The organism is Psychrosphaera sp. 1_MG-2023 (assembly GCF_030548245.1).
GTDB classification, from domain to species: Bacteria; Pseudomonadota; Gammaproteobacteria; order Enterobacterales; family Alteromonadaceae; genus Psychrosphaera; species Psychrosphaera algicola.
The window spans coordinates 1-21,369 of sequence record NZ_JAUORW010000028.1 but is presented as its reverse complement, the minus strand read 5'-3'; the positions used below and the strand labels follow the sequence as shown (position 1 = coordinate 21,369).

The following is a 21,369-nucleotide window of genomic DNA, read 5'->3' as shown; positions in this document are numbered from 1 at the left end:
AGTTTATGGCCTCCATTCTTTCAGAATAGTCTGGTCAAGATTTGCGCCTGAGTATGTGTTGTTTCCTAGGGTGCTGTCTAAAAAGTTAACACTGTACAAATTGGCTTTAGAGAAATCGGCACTAACTAAATAAGCCTTGTACATTGAGCCCTCCATTAAATTGGTCGCTTTAAAACTTGCCCCTTTACACTGGCTCTGCATAAACTGGGTTCGATACGCTTTTGCCCCCTGAAAACTCGCATTATCGAGCTGCGATCCAGAAAAATCGGCTTCGTCTAGCTTCGCTTGGTCAAATTTGGCATCAACCAATTGATTCTCTCTAAAACAAGCTCGACTGCCATCGATTCCGGTAAAGTCACTGCCATTAAGTTCACAGCCACCAACAAATCGAACATTTATCATCTGCGCTTGTTGGAAATTATTATTGTTTGAGATTGCTTTTACAAAGTTAACACCATCTAAAATAGCTTTAGTAAAATCACAATCAACAAATTGGCCTTCGACAAAGTTCGCTTCAGCAAGATCCGTTTCAATAAACTCACAATTTCTAAATACCGGATTAACAAAGTTGCACTTTTTCAATTCCGAGCCATTAAATATGGTTTGTTCAAATGTGGTATCTAAAAAATTACCTTCAGCCATTGGACAGTTAATTAACTTTGCTCTAGTGAAATTCGAACCGCCTAATTGGCAACCCGCCAAATTAGCATCCGTGAAGTCTGCATCGGTTAGGTTAGCGGCACCGATATTGGCCCCTTGGCAATCGGCATTCCGTAAAATGGCATTCTCTAGATTTGCGCTAGCCAAAATAGCTTTACTTAATTTAGCATTGGTCAAATTGCAATTGGCGAAATTTACACCTTCTAAATAACAATCTGACAGGTCAATCCCGGTCAAGTCCTCTCCAGATATGTCTATACAAGCATAGTCACCACTTACTAACGATTCGCCACTTTTAAACTGTTGAAGAAACTGCTGTTTCAGGTTTTGTTCTTTTTCTGGATGAGGTGAGCGCATTTCTCCCATAAGGTGTGCGCCCATTAAATAGGTTTCTTTATGTTTAATCCCGGCCTCAATGATTTGCTGTTCGAGTTTCTCTGCATCAAAATCAACTTTGGGTATTTCAGACTCTGGGATGCCTGCTCCGCGTAATTCAGAAATTTGTAACTCTGCTTCCGAAAGTTGTTGCCGTAATTCAGAAAGTTGTGGCGACATATCAAGTCTAGGCCACATTGGAGGCATATCCATTTCAGTCATTATTTGTTCGATTTCAGATATCGCTGGTGCAAGTGCCTCTGCATCACTGCTCTGTTTTATAAGCTCGAGTTCTTTCTCTATATGTTCTCTTGTTTGCTGCTTTGCATTTTCAACCATTTGTTCTTGATAAGCTTTAATTTCGTCTAATACAGTCAAATCTATATTAAAAATATCTATGTTGTCTGGCTCTGTTAGAATGCCTGGCATCATCCGCTCTAACATTGCTTCGATTTGAATTTGCTCATCGGCTTTTTCAGGATTATTGATTTTTTCTAAATACGGAGTCGGGTCGACACCCGCCACTTTGCACTGCTCAATTACTTTGAGTTTAGCGTCCTCTATTTTATTCGATGCGTCTAATAGACTGCGCTCGCCAAATGATTCCAAATTATCTTTTGCTAGTAACTCTAATGGAAAATCAAAGTCTTCTTGAATCTGCTGAAAGCCACACTTCATGCCTTCGGCAATTAATGGAGCGGAAAACAAAGCATATTTATAACCATGTTTGAGGTCTAGGCGCTTTGTTAATTGATCTTGATAATGGGCTAATGTTCTAGGCGTATCTTTGCGATTTTCACAGGCCAGTAACAAGGCTTTTATATCCGAACCAATATCTGAATACGCTGCAATCGTCCCCCTGTATATCATCACACCTAAATCGGAGTTAGGAAACAAGTATAAAGTATCAAGTTTGGTTGGGATTTCTTTAAACTGAATTTCCATCTTTCCAGTGGCATTGCCACTATTGTCAACAACTGGCACCTGCTGATTAACAAAAGCACGTCCATAAATGGGTGGTAAAGTACCCGACAACTCTTGGTGTTTGGCATGCATATTAGTAATCGAAAACTGCTCATCTCCATTAAAAAAACCGTCGAGCCACTGGTCTTCCGCCGCATCATTAAAATAGAGCCAGTTTACGTCGTCCGGTAATCCCGGCATGCGGGTTTCAATGTATTTTTGGTCAAACGTTCCTGCCTTTTCTACGCGCGGAGTGTTCATGATATCTATACGGCCAAAACTGGCAGGTTGCGGTTTTGAGCCCGGCGAGGTAATTAGATTACTCTTATATTCAATATTAGGCAAAAACTGACGCTCGCCAAAATCGGTTGTCACTTCTATCGCGCCTTTCCCGCCAGGGTTTGGCTTAAACCCTTCACCACCGAAGGCTTTTTGGTACGTAATTGGCATTTCTGTAAATAGCTCTGGCGAGCTCGGAGTAATGCCCGCACCTAATAATTTATACCAATGCCGGTCGCCAAATATTGCCAGCTCTTTTTCAACGGCGGTTTGATAGGTCCCTTGCTTTGTTTTGCTTTTGACCGTCAGCTTAACAGAGCCTGCTTCAACTTTTTGATTATTCGGTGGAATAAAACTCCCCGCTACTAAAACTTCACCAACCTCTTTTGGCATCGCGGCATCAAAGATTTCCCCATCTAACTGCTCACCAATTACTTCCCACAACTTTTGTTCAAGTAATATTTCACCATTAGTAAGAGAGAAACCAATGGGAATAGAGACCGTAAACAAGTTTTTTTCCAAATAGGAAAAAGATTTATACAAAACACCAAGTTGAAGCGGCTTTTGAATTTCCATTATCTAACTCAATAATCTTATAAGGCCTGAGCCAATATAGGCGCCAGCAGTTTTGATTCCCGCACCTGCAGTCTCAATTTTTGTCGCCGTAGTACTTAGATTAGAAACTGAGTTTTTTAATTCTGTTAGCTTTGTTTTTATTTGTACAGCATCAAATTCAGTTGCTGCAGTCAAGCTAATTTCGGCCCTAATACCAGCACTAATGTCAGCCCTCAGTCCAGTAACAACGTCGGTGCATGCAGCTACATCAAGAGAGAATCGTGCAGCAATACAAATATCATTTTTAAGCCCTAAAAATAGATCGCTTGTTGCCGCTAAAGACATTGTCGACGAAGCTGCGAATTTGAATTCACTAGTCCCGCCCATAAAAAATGTGTCATCCCTGCCCCATTGTTTGGTGTAACTATTCCCCATAACGACATCATACGTATCTCCATCTGTGTAGCTCGCTGCATTGCCGTAAGTCTCAGAATCTGAATTACCCACAGTTATTGAAATGTCATCGCCATTTTTATAGTTATAAGAATTGCCAATTTCCTTGCTCGCAGAGGTTGTGCCTCTTGATAGAGTAAAACCATAATGCTTAGAAGTGATATCTCCATATCTCGGCCCACCTGGAGAGGCTTTATCATGAGCATGCGTTGCATTAATAGTTTCTGTATTGGAATTAATTAAACTTTCAACATAACCATTACCGAATGCGTAATCAGCTGGATCACTACACCATTCAAATCGACGACCATGGTGGTATTCATATTCATCCCCCCACTTCATCTCAACTATTTGATTTTCTGGGTCGATTGCGCGAGTTTCATCGCCCCAGTTATACAAACCGGTAGTACCGTCTGCTAAGTGATCTGGATCGGTATTTAACGCATTTGAAATTGCCGACATGTCTGCACCAAAATACTCTTCATTGTCATCAATGCCATCTTCATTAATATGAAATTCGTCCCAACTATTACCGAAATCAAATATCTTGTCAGCGCCATAAATATATTCATTTCCTGAAGACCAAACATAGCGCTCGCCAATTCGACGTTCGATAACAAAGTTACCGGCCAATTCATCTTCTCGAGTCATCGCGCCATCTTCTGGGAAAGTAGATGGTAGGTTTAGAAAATGACTTGGTAAATCCCCAGAAGAAGTCGCCGTTTTGCCATCGGTTGAATAACCAGTTACTTTTTCACCTTCGATTTCTTCAATTAACTTTTTAAATTTGAAAGTAAAAACAGCTTGTTCATCAACAATATCATTGCCTGATTTTAACGAACCACTTTCAGTGTTTGAACCTGAAGCGGCATCAAGCGAAGCATTCGCGCTATTGCTGTCCTGGTCACTAATATTAACTACCGTACCTGACCCATCTTCAAAATAGTAATTACTAACACTAACAAAGCTCTGGTAGCCACCTTTGACTTCTTTACGCTCCATTCCCGTCGTCATCAATACCCAGCCATCGCCGGCGTGGTTGGGCGCACCTAAATGCATATAGGTTTTGTTGTCTCCGGTTTGTAATTTAATGCGGTTTTTACCGTCTTGATCTTCCAGTTCAATTTTATTACCAGAGCCCGTTTTAATTAAGCTGTTGGTTTGGTTATCCGCTGTCGTAATACTTGGTTGTGAGGCATTTGGCACAGTGCCCGCGATAACAGGTCGGTCAGGATCGCCACCAATAAACGTGAGCAATACTTCAGTACCCTTTCTCAAAGGGAAACTCATACCTTGTCCCTCGCCACCATAGGGTTGACTCATTCGGATCCAATGGGACGATTTTCCGCCGTCACGATTCAACCGGTCAAAAGGTAACGTAACTCGGTAGCGGCCTTCTTCGTCTAATTCGGCATAATGACCATCACCTTCCGCATCAACAAAGGCGTTTAATGTGCCATGAATTTCTGGCTTAGTAGTAACTTGACTGCTCCGATATTGAATGTCGGCCGGAATTGCGGAAAACGTATTTTGATATACGACGGCTTCACCTATGTCTCCGTCTGCGTAGTGCAATAGACTTGGGTTCTTTGCTTCGTGTTCAATGTTAAGCAGTAAATAATCTTGATTACAACTCGTTCTAAAATGCCCTTCAAGCGTAAATTGATGCCCTGATATCAATCTAATAACGGTACTTTCACCATAATACACCGACTTTGTGCTACTAATTTCTTCGGCTCGAATTTGAGCAAGTTGACCACCTTCTTCAGGGGTTTGTATATTTTGTCCCCACACATAAATCTCACTCGATGGATTAGCAGATTCATCAACGATAAACTCGCCTTTGATATCGACCGAGGGTTTATCATCGTTGTAATCTTTCAATAATACTTTGTGGGGTAATCGTTTCTTTTGATTGATAAAACTAGTGATTGTATTTGCTAAAGCGTTTATTTCTAATGAGGCGTTTGGACTATAAGTTACATCACTGTTTGTAATATCTTCCTGCGTTTGCAATGAATCACAGAACACTAACTTTTCACCTATTTCACCCTGGGTGAAATAATAATAAATGCCATCGCGTTCCATTAATCTAGAAATAAATTCTAGGTGGCTTTCATTATACTGACACTTATAAGCCCAATTTCGATAATTACCTTGTAAGCCCGAAAGGTCGTAATCTTGCGTGGTAAATCCAGCCTCTTGGAGTACCATTTCTATTATTTCTTTAATATTTTGATCTAAATAGATTTCATTCGTGTGAAACAGTGATAATTCCCAAAGTTTCGGCACCAATTTGGCTTTATATAGTGTCTGGTTGTTAACCTGAGAAACTGCATCACAATGGGAAATTATTCCTTGGATGACTCTTTCTTCGTTACCCAAAGTAATGGTCAACGACGCTTGTGTCTCAAGAATCTTGTCGATATCAATATCGGGATTGACAGACAATAACTCAATTTCAAACTCATATAGACGAGAAATACCTTCTGTCCCTTTAAAAGACAACACTTGAACCTTGTCGTCTGGAGACAGAGCATTGTGTTCGAATGAAAACGCTATTGTATTGTCCACTGCTTAACTCCTAAAAACCTAAAACGCTAAACCACAATAATAGTAAATTTATAGCAAATTGAGGGTTGTCACTAACACATCTTCAACACCGTCTTTCTTACCATCTGTATGATCTTGTTCTTGCAATAGCCACGTGTCGTATCCTAATTGCCCCCATTGCTTTTCACCTAAACGGATACCTTTGGCCGCCTTTGTAATCAACCCTATTTTGATGTCGACTTCAAGAGGTCTATCAATATACGTTTTTACTAACGCAATAAAGGCCTGCCAGCGATTTTTATTATTAACTAGCTGCTCAAATGTGCCCTGTGACAAAGGTCCCAAATGAATAATTATTTTCGAGCTATTATCTATCACTTTATCGCCGACCAATGCCGAACATCCCAATTCACATGAATTAACACCGAGTGAAGATAAATGTTGAAGAGGCACTATCACTTGTCGTTCGACATATTGTTCTACAGACACATCCACTTTTAACTCAGCTAAATAAGTTTCAAGTAACGACTTTAACCCTTGAGCGGAACGTTGCTTACTTGCCAGTAGCCCCGAGAACTTTAACAGCATGTCCGGGGTTATTAATTTTTGTTGCAAGCTAACATCACTAGTGCCGATTAAGTGATGAAGCAACTGACTAAAGTCACGCTTTTGAAATTCGACAACCTGACTAACCGCGTTGTACTTTTTCTGTGCTAAGGCAAATAGTTGATATAACCGCTGATGAACTATGTCTAAAAACTGCCGAGCTGTAGTTTGCTCTTCTTGCTCAAATTGCAATAATTCTTCGGTATAGAAGCTAGGCAATGGAGATGACGAACCGTACAAGCCAAGTATATTGGTTACAACTTCAAATTCTCCATATGAATTTTTTGTAACCGAAACAATCTCACTTCGACTAATTTGCATTGAAAGTGCTGGACGTACTCGTATTTTTTTTAGCGGATCTTCACCACTTGCCTTCACAATTGCATATAAATTAGTTAGCAATCGTTCGAAGGTAAATGATTTTGGTGACGTTAAAATTCGCTCTTCTACTGAAGGGCTCGTTTGCCTAATTGTGCTGGCCACTTGATCACCTCCCCACTAAAAAAGTCTTCCATTACAAATTCGCTATAAACGTTAATAGCCGCAGTACTAGCAAAAAATTTATCAAGAATAGAGCCGAACAAAAAGCGATCACCGAGGCTTGCAAAGTTTTCGGGTTTTACGGTCACCATAATATTCTGACCATGTACAAACGCATTGTTAAAGAGTCGTTCTTCCCGCTTAATTTTAACTTCTGTAATCGCTTCTATTTTCTTTTCATTTAACAAACGCTGACTTTTTGCCTTTGCGTCTGGTGAAATGTACTGCTGTAAAATTGATTTTAATGTAGAGCTGTCGGTGATTGATAGGTAGTTTAATGATAAATGTGAGATCAACTGCCAAAGCATATCACCGTCTAATGGAATTTTTCGACTTGTTGTCGGTGATGTAATATTTTTAAAGGTCGCTAGCTCTGGAGTATTTGAGGTTGCTACACCGATGTCCCCAGTATGTAATTTGTCAGCTTGATTGCCATTACTGCAGGTGAGTTTAGCTTTTAGTATTTCGTTATTGGCAATCGGTGTATTTGGATCAAATGCAAGTTTAATATACGTATCGACTGATGGCTTATGAATATTTTTATATACCAGTTCATAAACAGATTGAGTGCTGGTATTGACCTGATGACCCCCGAACAATTGATATTCTCTAGATTGCTCTACCCCGCGGGCATTACTCTCCACTTGCTCAACTGCATATATTTCATGATTCGCTTTATTAGAGCCGGTATTTGGTAACAACTGATACTCATTTTCAGTAGGAGAAATCAGTACCGAATGGGATTCGGCTTCAAATAAATTAACAGCTGGTGTTACGTTTAGCCAAAAATGCTCTTTTGATAATTTTGGTAACTCTATATTCGCCTTACGCATCGAAATATTAATACTAAACCGGGTGCCAGCCCCACGGTCCCGCCATTGAGACAAGTCGATATCAATAAACAAAAACTTTTCAGGAAATAGGAAGTAAGTTTGAAGTAAATCATATGCAGGCATCAACCCAGGAGGTTGAGGATAAATACTGGTTTGGTTTTCTATTCCACCAGGTTGCACAACGTCAACAGGCAATGAAATATCACCACTAGAGGACATTGTTACTTCTTTAATTTGATTAACGAGCAGGTAATATAAATCACATGCTTCTTCGTATTCACCACCTATATAAAGTCTTATCTTATCAAATGGCTGCTGATCAAGGGTTGTGTTTATTAACTCGAATTGCAAACTAAAATTCAAATCGCCGTCACGACTTTTTTCAACAACGTCAATTAGGTTTATTGGTAATATTTCTATTTTGTCGACCGTTTTAAATCGACAGCTTCCTAAGTCACTTTCTTTTGAATCAATGTAAGTCCCCGCATTCACCGCAAGTGGTTTTGCTAAACTTGGCTTAGGTTTAAAAGCGATCATTGTGGCGCTTGGCATTGGGCGAATATATTGTGGACAGACTAATTGCGCCAAACTGTGTAAAAACTTTGGAAACTGGCTGTCGAGTTCCTGGCGAATATTTGCGGTTAAAAATGCCACACCTTCTAAAATAAGTGTCGCATCAGGATCAGCGTTCGCACCAGTCAATGCCCGAGTAAGTGCAGGGTTGTCGCGTGAGAAGTCCTTTGCTATTGACTTCAATAGCCTCAATTCTTGTTTGTAATAATTAGTTAACACAACACATCCTAGTTGACGCTATCAAATTGTAAATTGCCGTTAGCTAACACGGCGCCAGTAAATGTGATGTCAGTCACTTCTGCATCTTGAAAAATAGAGCCACTGATCTCAAACCTAACTAACAAATTATCTTCCTCGTTAATTTGCATTTTAATCAAAGGCTTTGTTAATCGCGGTTCATATTGATGGATTTGAGCCAACATTCTTTTTACTATCAGTTGCGGATCTGGTGGTCTGTTACCAATAACTTGGGTCGCATCACCTAACAAACCATATTCTTGGTCAACTTCGACTGACCCTAACGGGGTATTAAACAACTTTTCCAGATGATTCAAAATCGAACTTTTTACAGAGATCCGTTTAGTATTCGCTCTTTGTTCACTTTCTAAATCAAGGGAAGCTAGTCGTTCAAATAATCGTAGATGACTCATAATATTTAGTCGGCTCCTTTCGCTTGGGTTTCGTATTCCACGTCGCCGTCGCTGCCATAACTCCATATTATTTTTTCGTAACTAATGGTCAAATTTTCCATTAAACGATATCCGTCATGCTGGGTATCGTATAGATGTGGCGACCAAGTCTCTATTTTGGTCAACAGTGCGTTTTCCAATTTAATACGATACATTAATTCTCGGTCACCTACTGTCGTATGGACATACCAACTTAACACTACTTCACTGAGGACTTCTCTGTTATCAAGGGCTTGCGCCAATTTAGGGGTGCTTTTGTCCACCAACTTATTAATCTGTATACCTCTATGAACAATCTGCCCTGAAGATACCTGATTATTAGCGGAACGGGGGATTTCTATTTGGTGATCAAATTTTAATACTTCAATCTCCGTCTCGTTACCTTCGTAACGTGAACTCCCTTCTATAACCCCTTGAATATCACCTCGTAGAGTTAAAAATCCAATCATTGCCATGTCGATTTCCTTTGCTTAATCTACGTTCATCGTGAGACTTAAACTGAAGTCTTTACCCATAAATCGTAAATGAGGCACGATCGTTAGGTCTAAAGATTGTTCACCATTAATATCTGGTGCAGATAAAACAACTTCAGCTTTTTTTAGTGGCTTTCGAGCTCGAATTGCCTCTGCAGGATTTTCAACGTCTGACACATAACGTTTTAACCATTTGTTTAGTTCTGTTTGTACTTGGATCAAACTTTTCTGGACCCCAATTGACTCCCTTTGCACTACCTTCAAATAGTGCACGATTCTTGAAACGATAAATATATAAGGGAGTTGTGCTTCCACTTGAGAACTAAAATTTTCACTTGGATCTAGTGATTTATGAGCCGAGAAATTCCCCCACCGAACTGACGCTGAAGAGGTAAAGAATAAATTCTGTTGGGCTTTATTGTAAGCCAGCGTTAAAAAGCCTACATTCGCCAAATCCATCAACTGCCGCTCAGAAATCATGGCTTCAATCATGTAGTTTGGAAATAACTGCTTAGACGTATCGGTTGAGTGGTACATATCAACACTACCACCGACGTGACCCGTTAAGTCAGTGCAAACGGCATATTTAGCGAAACTATTAATCAGGCATTTTGCAAAAGCAAACGAGGCATTTCCTAACAAATTTTGGTTTACATTCTCTGCCACGCTTTCTGAGTATGGAATTGCGTCAATTTCTCCGGCTCCAAGTTTATAAGCCTCTCGGAGCTTAACTCGTGGTAATGCTAAACCAATATATGCTGAATCTAATGTTTTTTGAAATGATCGCCACTTAATGTATCGAGGTGAAGACATCAACTCAGGGATGTCACTGATAATCTCTAATTGACTAAAATCCTCTTCATTGAAAAATTTAGGTGAAGCACCTGCGATAAATGGCGCATGAGCTAGTCTACATACCTTCGCGATATTTTTGAGAAGCTGTAAGTCTTGACTACCCGCAGAAAAATAGTAATCAGCAATAATTGCACTATAAGGCTGACCACCGTATTGAGCATACTCTTTTAGATAAACGGCATCATACAATACTGTATCTTGTATTTCTCTATTGGCTTCAAAATCCTCTTCTAAAGACGCCTTACTTATGTCGAGTATTTCGATAACGCAACTTTCTGCCAGCTCTTCAGAAAAAACTAGGCGATATAGGTTTCGCCATATCGATTCGAGTTTTTGGAACTGTTCGTTTTGAATAACCTGTGACAGTATTTCATGCAGGTGCTCATTTATATCAAATAGAATAAATGGCAATTCGTCAAAACTCGACACCGCATAATCGATGCCGCAATGAGCTAATAAAGCCTGCTCTTTTTCATCTAGCACCACATTGTTTAATGTCGCTTGATTAAGACATAGTTTCAATTTCTTAATCAACGCTACATGCTGATAAAGGTAATCAACTGACATCAATAGACTTTCAGGCTCGAAATCAGAGATTCGCGCAATGGATACATCTATATCAATATAGGTGACGCGATTATTATCAAGGTCGACCGCTAATTCAAAAGAAACTTCGACATCCATTGCCGCGAGAACTTGGTTAAAGCTTCTCGAATCAATTTGGGTTGCATCATCAAAGTCTTTTTGGAATTGCCCGCTAAAGTCTCCAAGAATTAATAGCTTTAGTGGTAAAGACACGTCTTCACCACTATCAGCAGACTGATAGGTAAACTCCATCCGATCCCATGAAGGGGATGATATTAAATCACTCATGTTCAGTTAATACCGCTGCAGTAAGCACACCTGTGTTCCAGCAACTTGAAATCGTTCTAGGAATTTCTAGTTGCTTACGGTCAAGCGCTTCTAGCAATGCATTCTGCCCAGACATAGTGTATTGCAGGTCCACATAGCTAACACCGGCCTCTCTTAACCTATCGGCTAATTCAGGAAAGTCTCCGGCCGTAAACCTTTTTTGACCAGTTTTAAAGTCTGCCAAAAAGTTAGGGAAACCAAGTTCACCTTCATACCGTTTTTCCAATACAAACCGACCTATATTAATTCTAAGCTTAACTTCGCTGCAACTTTCCCCCCACTTAAACATTTGGCTATTAGCAAAATTTTGATTAACCAAAATAGTTGAACCTTCAGCGCATAGTAATTCTAATTCCGTTTTGCTTACATGATATTTTGCGTCCAAATTAGTGCCTGTTGGTAATGTCGCTAAGTTTACAGGATAGAACTCTTGCTTGGATTTCCGAGCATCATCAGCCTTTGCAGCAAACTCTAAAAAGCTTGGATTAAGCGGGTATTTAACTTTATCTACATCTTTAGCGACAAAGCCTGCGCCTAGTCGTTTAGCTACAAAAGGAGCCAATTGTAAATCGAGAAACGACCATAGCATTCCTTGTTCTCCAAAGACCATATTTGGCACTTTGTAGTTAGGGACACCATCGATATTCGTTAAGAACTCTTGCTCCCAAACATCCTGAACTTTACAAGAAGATTCATTTAACATGTAATCTTGCATAAGTTCGATAGCACCGCCATAGAGTGCCCAGAACGCAGAGTTGCTTGGGGTTTCTTTGCCAACAATTGCCTGAAGTTTCTTGAGGCTGCTATACACACTGGCTAGACTTCCGTCACCCACGGCAGGGTTATCCGGTGAAGAAAATAAACTACTAATCGCAGCATGTGATACTGAGCGCATTTCAGCGCTATATACAAAACTCCCTAACGACTCTCTATATTCACCAAGAAGTTTGCCTGCTTCTTCTAATTGCATTTGTCGTTCATCAGGTGAAGGTCCAGAAGCGCCTTTTGCCATTTTCTTCTGGGTTTTCATGCCCTTTTTTCCAGCTTTCGACAATGCTTTACCAAGCGGACCAGCTTTACCAACAATCTTAAGTGCCATTTTAGTTAACATTTTATTCTGAGCACCATCGGTCTTTTGCTCAGGCGCAAACGCACTCATATCTTCGTAATAGAAAACCATCGTTGCCCACTCTGGCAGATCGACATCGTCTTTGTATGGTGCAATTTGTTCATTAACTAAATTAAGTGCATTAAAGTATAAATTACGGCCCGTTGATAAATTATTAACAACCATTAGCCATTCATTTCTACTATTTAGTTTCTCTGTCCCTTTGCTAAAGTTCTTAGAAAATCGCTCCCAATTTTCTAAGTACTGCTTTTTATATTCTTGTTCAAATCCAGGTAATATGTCGTCTAATATGTCGTCATATCGTTGAGTCTGCCTAATCTGCGCAATAAACTGGTCAATGGTTTCTTTACCTTCAACCGTATATGCACCGTTGACTACCGAATCAAACGTCATAGCTCCGGTACCAACACTCCAATAATCAGATACTTTAATTTCAGCAGTGCTTGCTACCTTATTTGCCCATGGTATTAACCACTTGGCGAGATCTTTACTTTTTAGCAAAATATCATTTAGTTGCTCGTCCATTAACTTTGCTTCTTGTTCTATGTCAGCGCGATTAGTCGACCAATTCAACGATTGTAAATATAGGGTATTAAGTTGAGCGACGATATTTGGATCTTGAATACCAAAAAAGTCAGCATCTGACACACTATATGGTGGCGGTAATGACTCCATATCTGAACCTTCAAGATAGGCATCAATTATGTTGATTCTTCGGACCAACGTACTAATAAAAGCAACAATCTTTTCTTCAGAAATATCACTGTCTTGAACAAACCTTTTTGAGAGTTCTCGAACAAAAAATTGATCGGTTTTTTCTACAATTCGAGCATTAACTCGTTCTGAGAACAAACCTTGTAGTTTAACAATAAAATCAGGTGTTTCAGAATAGCCCATCCAAGGTGTCCATGAGTGCTCCTCTAGACGTGAAACCATATCTCGAAAATCGTATAGTGACCTTACGTTTGCTGAAAGTTGCACTGACTCTTCAAAACTTCCCGCATACTTAGATACTGACGTATCAAGTATTTCTGAATCAGTCGAATAGCTAAAATATAATGCTACTAATACAGCAGCTAATGTTGCATTCCACGCCAATGACTTACCAAAAATCCGGCTTCTAACAATACGTTCTGAACGACCGATTGAGCTAACCATATCTCGTTCGCCCGGCAATATTTTGCTAAGCAGTATTTGGCTAAACAGGCCTCTGCGACCAGAAACCATTCTAGTGTTGTCGTCGGCCGCAGTAAAATAAAGTGACCTAAAGTTAGGTGTTTTTTGATATGGGTTGTTTTGAAACAAAGAACCACAAAAGATTGAAAGGTGTCTTTCCAATTTTTCAAACTGGCTAGGTAAAAGCAGTAATTCCGGAGTGACAGTACTGTCTTTTATCGCATTAAGCATTAATTGCTTAATTCGCTCTGCGAGCTCACCGACAGTGTGACCAACAAAATTTGCCGCTGTTAAGCCATCGTTATTAACCTCGCCAATCGGTTGGTTTAGTTTAGCTCCAGGCAACGTCTCAACCCAATCATTAAAACCTGGCATTTTGTCTGTATGAGTTATAACAACATAAACTGGCACAACAACACTGAGTTGTTGCATCAATTGTTCGATTGCTCGGCGTGACTCAATTGCCTTTTCGATAAGTTGCTGGCTTTTCTCACCAAGCAAATCTTCCATCGTTAAAGTAACAACAACACCATTTATAGGTTCTTTAGGACGCTGTTTGCGTAACAATTCTAATAACAGATGCCACTTAGGGTTATTTTTATTATCGTCGGTAGAATTAATATAACTACTTGGAACATCAAGTGCGATACCTTGATTAAATAGTTTCCAATTTATATCTTGCTCAGTTTTGTCCAACCCTTGTAAATCTATGGTTGGTGAAGATAGGTTGGCTTCATTTAGTAAAAATGACTTACCACTTCCGTTTTGGCCTATAACTAAATACCAAGGCAAAACGTACATTGGATCGCCATGAACTTTTAGATAGCTCTGGCGCAACAGTTTGGTCATTTGAGAGAAATTTTTCTCTAGCAGCGTTTTCTCAAACGAGAAGTTAAATGAGAAGGCTGATTTTTTTTCACCCTCTTCAACATTAACCAGTCCTTCAACCTGTTGTTTTGCTCTGTAATACAAAATACCTTTGCGAATAAGCAAAAATAATAACCAAGCGACAAACACGCCAATTGCGTAATTCACGCCCGTCATCAGCTCTTCACCAGCTAAAACAGCTCCGCCAATCACTAAGCCTGAAATGACTAACCAAATCAATATGTATAATAATATTTTCAAAAAAATTTTCACGGCTGACTCATAATTTTGTTAATTTTAAGAGGTAGTTATCATATTGAGATAACTAAAAAGTTCGCCAAACCAACCAGATCTTTTTTAAAGAAAAAGTAAGCGAAAGCTACGATTAAAATAGGTCCACCATAAACTAGCGGAGAAAAGTCTTTTTTAACGTGTATCTTCCCTTCAACCTTTTTCTTAGAATAAGCTCCTGGAAACAACGTGGCTTCATCATTCAACTCATCAGCTAACAATTTGTAATTGTCGTACTTTATTGAATCAAGTTGTGACTGAAGTCCTGAATCATAAAACTTCCCGGTGAATCCGAGTGTTAAACAGTAATAATATACTTCTCTTATATCCCGCTCTGCAGGGTTAAATGGATTTAGTCCATCTAACTTTGTAAAAAACTCAACACCACCTTGGGTTGTATCAAAATAGAAACGTTGCAGTAAATTTCGCCCCCAAACCTTCCTATGTTCCCACTTTGAAGCGATGAGTTTTTCATCTATAAAAGTTACAACAGCAAAAAGTGCCGACTGGTATTGAGATTTGGTATAACCCCCGTCTAGTGCAAAACCCAGTAAACTATCTAACTGGCTAGTAATGTGTGAACGCACAGAATCATAACTATTTTCTTTGTCGATTTCTGCATGTTCAACAACCTGCATGGTATAACTTAAACTTCCAATAAAGCAGTCAACTAATCTCATGTCGCTCCCTAACCTCTTACCAAAACCATTTCAATAATCAAATCGTCCGGGGCATCGTCCCAATGTACTGCAAACATTCCTTCTTCTTCAATTGCCTTCCATTTACTGCTGGTTCGATCAATTGTAAAGTAGGTCACTTTAGGACGTTGTTCTAATCCTGTTGGTTGTTCATCCAAATGAGTGAACTCAACCCCTGGTATTGCGCTTTGTACGTAGCGTTCAACATGGGATTTCGCCCCAAGTTTCGCATAATTTTTAAACGAACTGATATAGTCATTCGCCGCTAGATTACTTTCTAACAGCAAGTACATACTATGCTGTCTAACAAAAAATTCGCTTGGTAACTTACAGTTATATGACCCGTCGTCTTGTTTTTCCAATCGTACCAAAAGCTCTGGACTTACTGTTAACTCATCCAATAAGCTGACTAACAAGGCCTTCGTTTTCTCAAATGACTGGAATAACTCACGGTGATTATACTTAATCGTCGAAACGGTTCCGTCTAATGATTCACCTAATATACTGTAGCGTGCAGAAAATGTTGATAATTCACCTATTAATGCTCGAATATGGCCAAACATTTCAAATGGCGTAATCGATGGGTGTTCTAAGTAATGATTTAACATTGGGGCATATCGAGCAATCACTCTTAACGCACTACGGTAACGTTCTGAAACCGGATTAAACTCGGCACTTCTTGAAGTAGAAGTATTTTTATAATTTTCCAGTTGTTTAGAACGCCCGAGTAACTCGTCTCTAATCTCTTTAAGTTGATCCATCATAATAGAAGACGCATTGATGCAAACGGAAGCTGGAATGAACTCTTTACTGAACATCACGACGTCTTCAATTTCTTCAAGCTTAGTTATTGGCATAATTAAACAATCTGAAAACTGTTCAATTTCGTCCTCAAATATTAACCTAACGACATATTTCATCGTTTTAACAGTAACTGACTGGTCGCCTTGATGGACATCTTTAATCGATTCACCCTCGATACTTGACACGTAACGGGTAGAGATAATTTGGCTATTATCATAACTTGGAACCTGAGTAACATTACTTCTACTATCACTGAGCTTTGAAATTACTGCTAAAACGATTATGCCTTTGGTACGATCTTGCCAGTGGCTTTCAAAACTGCGAGGCGCAATTAACGCATTTTCAGGAAACGAAACTAATGAACCATCTTCGTACAATACATCAAGAGTATTTAGCTCTACAAAGCCCCTATTAAGTGCTTGACTGTCAAGATGCATATTCGAAACGCCCCACGGGAATGGGTTATTTATACCGTAAAGTTGATATACAGCTTGTTGCGAATGCAAAGACTGATATTGAAAGTGTTGAGGCTGAAGGAAGAGTCCCTGATGCCAAAATAATGGTTTATTGAAATTCACTAAGTTATCCTTTACTCGTTTATATGTCTGACGGCATAAATTATTATTATTGAGCGAGCATTTGCACTCTAGATATTTTTGTTACGCCTAAATCAACCCAGGCCTTAATTCTAGCTGCCTCTGAAATACCAGGTTCAGAAAATGGGTTCAGATTACTAATTGTAGACGCGGAATACTCGGTTCGATTGGCAACAGAAGGGATTTCAAATATTTGAACACTATCTTCCGTCTGCAGTTGATAATAACCAGCAACAACCGCTACAAATTTTGTTTCTTTAAATCTATCTACCGTTATCACTTCATTACTACTTGGTGAAATAGTTAAGTCTGAAGAAGCAACGATACTCGTATCAATATCTTCTTTCTTACTAGTAAGTAGCTCTCTAATTCCTGCAGGCGTACTCGCTATATCTTTAAATACTTTTAGGTCAGACAGTTGAAAAACTTTTAAGTACAAACTATGCGGTTTTCCAACGTATAAATTCAGTTGTGGTGGTGTTTGAAAACGGAAGACTATCGCTGCGGGATCATAATCCCAAGTTTCATAGGCATCAACAATTTCGGCGTTGCCCCGATAATGCCATTTATTTGTGTGCCACTGCCAAATCAAATTATTGCCTTCAATTTGTGGATCGTCGATTGTCAGTGGAGGATGTTCCTCTATTGTACCTTTCCATTCAGGAAGTGGCGTTGCACAGCCGGTTAGGAAAAGTACATATATAAAAAAAATAGAAAATATGGCTTTATTTTGCATTTTGTCATTTTATCGTTTTAATCGCTTTAACACATTTAGAACCAGCAATAGAAGTTACTATTGCTGGTTCCGCTTTCTTAATCGTCAAATGCGACTAATTCTGTATTTTCACCATTTGACGATGAATCTACACATTCAGTTCCGCAAATGTCATGTTTCCATGCTATTGCATTAAAACTAAACTGCAATTTTTCTGTAGCCATATAATTATCATTGCTAGGATCCATTGCATTAGGCGACACTGTAGAAAGGCTTATCAGTTTCGCTTCTGCTACTTTAATTTGATAGTAACGTACAGGCTCACCACCACTTGTTTCATCAGGTGAACGATAAAATTCAATATGGATATTCAAGTCTGTAGGTTGAGACAATAGTTGCGCCAATATTGGACTACTTTTATCAATCAATTTTGTTATTTCAAAGTATTCATGCCTTCTGACCCCAGTAACTTGACCATTTCTTGGATCTATCGGTAAAACACTTTTTTGCTCAAAAGCCTGGGCAAATATCTTATCTAAATGCTCTTCTTTATAGTATGAAGCTATACTTTCTTTAGACGAAGCACCTTCTGTCAGGTTATTCCCTTCAGCATCTTCTATCGTCACAAAAATTTCGTTTGGCATAATCAAAGTTCCCTATCAATAGGTGGTATATCACCATGTTAAATAAATTTATCGGTGAAGTTCACTGGTATGTGGACTTCACCAAGGTTGTTAAGCTTTCTCTAATGACCCTGCTAAGGATAATGTAAAATTAGCCCCCATAAACTTGAAGTGTGGTGTAACGCTTAATGCTACAGAGAACCAACCTGCATCACTTTTATCTTCAGAAACCACCAATTCGGCTTTTCTTAAAGGGCGAGCACTTCTAGTTGCTGGAGATGGATTCTCTTGATCTGCAACATACCTTCTCAACCACTTATTAAGTTCAGTTTCAAGATCAGCCCTTGTCTTCCAACTACCTAAGTTTTCACGTTGTAGCACTTTAATATAATGCGCTAAACGACAAACAATAAACAAATAAGGAAGTTGCGTGCCTAAACGATAATTTAACTCAGCGATCTGACCTTCGGCATCATTGCCAAATTTAATTGCTTTTTGAACTGAGTTTGAAGAGAAAAATACAGCGTGATCGCCACCTTTTCTTAACGTCAACGGAATAAAGCCCAGTTCAGACAATTCGTACTCTTTTCTATCTGAAATGACAACTTCAACTGGGCCACGAACTTCTTCACTGCCATCAACATCAACAACGTCTATAGCCAAGTCTTCGACTGCACCACCAGATTGAGGTCCTATAATATTCGGACACCATCTAAATTGTGCGAAACTATCTGCTAATCGGCTTGCATAAGCATATGCAGCATTACCCCAAAGATAATCTTCCTTCGATGTAACTTTTTCTTGATAATTAAAAGAGCGAACAACCAGGTCTTCTCCATAGGTTGGACGCAACATGAAACTAGGAAGTGTTAAGCCAACATATCGAGCATCATCACTTTCTCTAAATCCGTTCCATTTAGCATATTGTGCGCCGTCGAAGATTGATTCAACTTCTTTTAATGTTGGCAATTCTTCATACTTATCGACTCCAAAAAACTCACAACTCGCTGCACTTATAAACGGCGCATGAGTCATAGCACTTAACGATGCCATGTTTGAAAGAAGTTCAACATCTGGAGCTTTATAATTAAAGTCATAGTCGCCTATTACAACACCAAATGGTTCACCACCAAATTGACCGTATTCATCTGTATAGATCTTACGATACAAACCAGTCTGAGTGATATCGGGTGCATCTTCAAAATCGTCAACTAAGTCGTTTTTGCTAGCGTTTAAAATTTGAACCTTAATATTTTGTGAAAAATCGGTTCTATTTAATAAGAAGTTTAAACTCGCCCAAGGCTTTTCAATAGACTTTACAACTTCGTTATGAAGTATTTCGTCAATTTGTGCACTTAGACGCTGATCCAATTCATCGATCATTGTGTCAACTAGTGACTTATCAATACGAACACTTTCAACAGATTCTCTAGCAAGTACATCTTGTAAAAAAGCTTCTACACCCTGTTTTACTACAGGATAGCTTTCGTCTTGCTGGTTTATTTTTGTAAAATCTAAAATTTCTTCTACGAGTGTGACTTCGACAATTCCGTCATCTGTATTAGCCATTTTCCTACCTTTTTATCCTTAGCTGATTATTTCTTAACGCCAACTTCTTTAACAAGTTGACTTCTTTGGCTTTCATCAGCCAACATATTTTGAATAGTGCGACGCATTTTAGGTACATTACCTAAAGGGCCTTTTAATGCTTTTAATGCATTTCTTAATTCAATTATTTGCTTTAATTCTGGAACTGACTCAACCAATTTGTCTGGCGTAAAATCTTTGAGGCTTTTAGGAGATAAGTTTATTGATAATTCTTCGTCATTATCGGAAAGTTTATTAGGGACTGTAAAATTAATGTCTAAATCCATCGATCCCATAACTTCGTCAAAGTTATTCTTGTTAATGTTAACAATCTCCCTTTCTTCCATGACTTTATCATCAGCTTGAGAAGAAAATTGCCCCATTACTAGTATTTTCATAGGCAATTCTATTTGGGCATTTGCGTCACCTACGGCGGGTTTGTATGAAATATTGACCCTTTCCTTTGGTGCTACTGAACCGCTCTTTTTCTTACTCATATCTTATCCTTTCGCATTATGAAGTTTTATTTTATTCTTACAGTCAACTTATACAGTTAAAGCATAATGGTGTTCTGAAAAGCTAACTTATAACCAATTACTTTATGAACCACACTCTAGTTATCTGATGGTTCTATTTTTGCAAACATAAAACCAGCCAAAAACTAGTAAACTTTTATATCACTTTCTAAACAGACAAAAATTAAACACTTTGTGTAGGACAAATGTGCAGCATTGAACAAATATAAAACAACTACACAGTTGACTAAAATTAGTCGATGTTAAAAAAAAGTCAAACCCAATACTCTAAATCAAACTAGGATTATTAGACATCTATAGAGAAGTAAAAATATATAGTTGTTATTGATACAGTTTATTTAGTCAAAAAGCAAAAGTTAATCAATGAACCTTTTACTACAAACCTGATTAATTCATCAGTTCGCCACTAAATACAATTTAACCGTATGTGTTTTTTGCGAATAATTACTAGCTACGCTTATTGTCTAAACTTTTTATTAGTCTTCAATTTTAATAACAAAATAATCTATAAAAAAACACAGCTAAAAAACGATGGATTGGATACAGACAAAACAATACGACAATAGTAACCTTAATTTTATTTACTAAATGGCGAGTTAGCTGCAATCCAAATAGAACGATAGAACATCAAAATATCAAAACACAACATAATACCAAAACCCTTTGAAGTAAGTGACCACTTACACATGGGATTACAAAATGATAATATTGGTTTGTCTAAGTTATGGATAAAAAACTATCACGACATAAAAAATGGTTATAAAATAGAAAAGTAATCTGGATATTATAAAACCTACTAAAACACAGTATAGCAATCTGGTTCGCTCTTTTGTTTCGAAATGAGTATTCTATTCAATTGTAAAATACATCAGACCACTTCTAAAATTTGTAAATCCTGTTAAATACAGATGCATTTCACTATTCGAATTTAATAAGCCAAATATTTCGGTTATACCATTTCATTTTAAATTGTGATCTAATAACAGCACTTACAGTCTAATCGTTTATAAATGTGAAAGTAAATTCTA

General features: G+C 38.5%; 14 protein-coding genes. All 14 read right to left on the bottom strand.

Annotated features, from left to right (window positions below; all coding sequences use genetic code 11):
* Nucleotides 1–3 precede the first annotated feature (3 nt).
* Nucleotides 4–2,853: a DUF2169 domain-containing protein gene (locus tag Q4575_RS18505; protein WP_303523821.1), complete on the bottom strand. Its 2,850-nt coding sequence runs from the start codon at nt 2,851–2,853 to the stop codon at nt 4–6.
* A 3-nt stretch (nt 2,854–2,856) separates the two neighbouring features.
* Complete coding sequence (locus Q4575_RS18500) at nt 2,857–5,859, bottom strand: type VI secretion system Vgr family protein (RefSeq protein ID WP_303523820.1); 3,003 nt, start codon at nt 5,857–5,859, stop codon at nt 2,857–2,859.
* Between the two features lie 48 nt (nt 5,860–5,907).
* On the bottom strand, nt 5,908–6,927 hold the full coding sequence (gene tssG, locus Q4575_RS18495) for a type VI secretion system baseplate subunit TssG (RefSeq protein WP_303523819.1): 1,020 nt from the start codon (nt 6,925–6,927) through the stop codon (nt 5,908–5,910).
* Nucleotides 6,891–8,609 carry a type VI secretion system baseplate subunit TssF gene (tssF, locus tag Q4575_RS18490; protein ID WP_215961878.1) on the bottom strand — a complete coding sequence of 573 codons (1,719 nt, stop codon included), beginning with the start codon at nt 8,607–8,609 and terminating at the stop codon, nt 6,891–6,893. The genes tssG and tssF overlap by 37 nt, the downstream gene beginning before the upstream one ends.
* 8 nt (nt 8,610–8,617) lie before the next feature.
* Nucleotides 8,618–9,040 carry a type VI secretion system baseplate subunit TssE gene (tssE, locus tag Q4575_RS18485; RefSeq protein ID WP_272181438.1) on the bottom strand — a complete coding sequence of 141 codons (423 nt, stop codon included), beginning with the start codon at nt 9,038–9,040 and terminating at the stop codon, nt 8,618–8,620.
* A 5-nt stretch (nt 9,041–9,045) separates the two neighbouring features.
* Nucleotides 9,046–9,534, bottom strand: a complete 489-nt coding sequence (gene tssD, locus Q4575_RS18480) for a type VI secretion system tube protein TssD (protein WP_272181437.1) — start codon at nt 9,532–9,534, stop codon at nt 9,046–9,048.
* A gap of 15 nt (nt 9,535–9,549) precedes the next feature.
* Nucleotides 9,550–11,280 (bottom strand): type VI secretion system contractile sheath large subunit, encoded by a 1,731-nt coding sequence (gene tssC, locus Q4575_RS18475; RefSeq protein ID WP_303523818.1) that lies wholly within the window; start codon nt 11,278–11,280, stop codon nt 9,550–9,552.
* Entirely contained in the window at nt 11,273–14,752 is a 3,480-nt protein-coding gene (locus tag Q4575_RS18470) for a type VI secretion protein IcmF/TssM N-terminal domain-containing protein (protein WP_303523816.1), read from the bottom strand. Before Q4575_RS18470 ends, tssC (Q4575_RS18475) begins: the two co-directional genes overlap by 8 nt.
* Nucleotides 14,753–14,802: 50 nt before the next feature.
* On the bottom strand, nt 14,803–15,462 hold the full coding sequence (locus Q4575_RS18465; protein WP_303523815.1) for a DotU family type IV/VI secretion system protein: 660 nt from the start codon (nt 15,460–15,462) through the stop codon (nt 14,803–14,805).
* A gap of 8 nt (nt 15,463–15,470) precedes the next feature.
* Nucleotides 15,471–16,862, bottom strand: coding sequence for a type VI secretion system baseplate subunit TssK (gene tssK / locus Q4575_RS18460; protein WP_215961884.1), 1,392 nt, complete (start codon nt 16,860–16,862; stop codon nt 15,471–15,473).
* Between the two features lie 46 nt (nt 16,863–16,908).
* Entirely contained in the window at nt 16,909–17,616 is a 708-nt protein-coding gene (locus Q4575_RS18455) for a type VI secretion lipoprotein TssJ (protein WP_215961885.1), read from the bottom strand.
* A gap of 77 nt (nt 17,617–17,693) precedes the next feature.
* Complete coding sequence (tssD, locus tag Q4575_RS18450) at nt 17,694–18,239, bottom strand: type VI secretion system tube protein TssD (RefSeq protein ID WP_215961886.1); 546 nt, start codon at nt 18,237–18,239, stop codon at nt 17,694–17,696.
* 90 nt (nt 18,240–18,329) lie between these two features.
* Complete coding sequence (gene tssC / locus Q4575_RS18445; protein ID WP_215961887.1) at nt 18,330–19,787, bottom strand: type VI secretion system contractile sheath large subunit; 1,458 nt, start codon at nt 19,785–19,787, stop codon at nt 18,330–18,332.
* 26 nt (nt 19,788–19,813) lie between these two features.
* Nucleotides 19,814–20,302, bottom strand: a complete 489-nt coding sequence (gene tssB, locus Q4575_RS18440; protein WP_215961888.1) for a type VI secretion system contractile sheath small subunit — start codon at nt 20,300–20,302, stop codon at nt 19,814–19,816.
* Between the last annotated feature and the right edge of the window lie 1,067 nt (nt 20,303–21,369).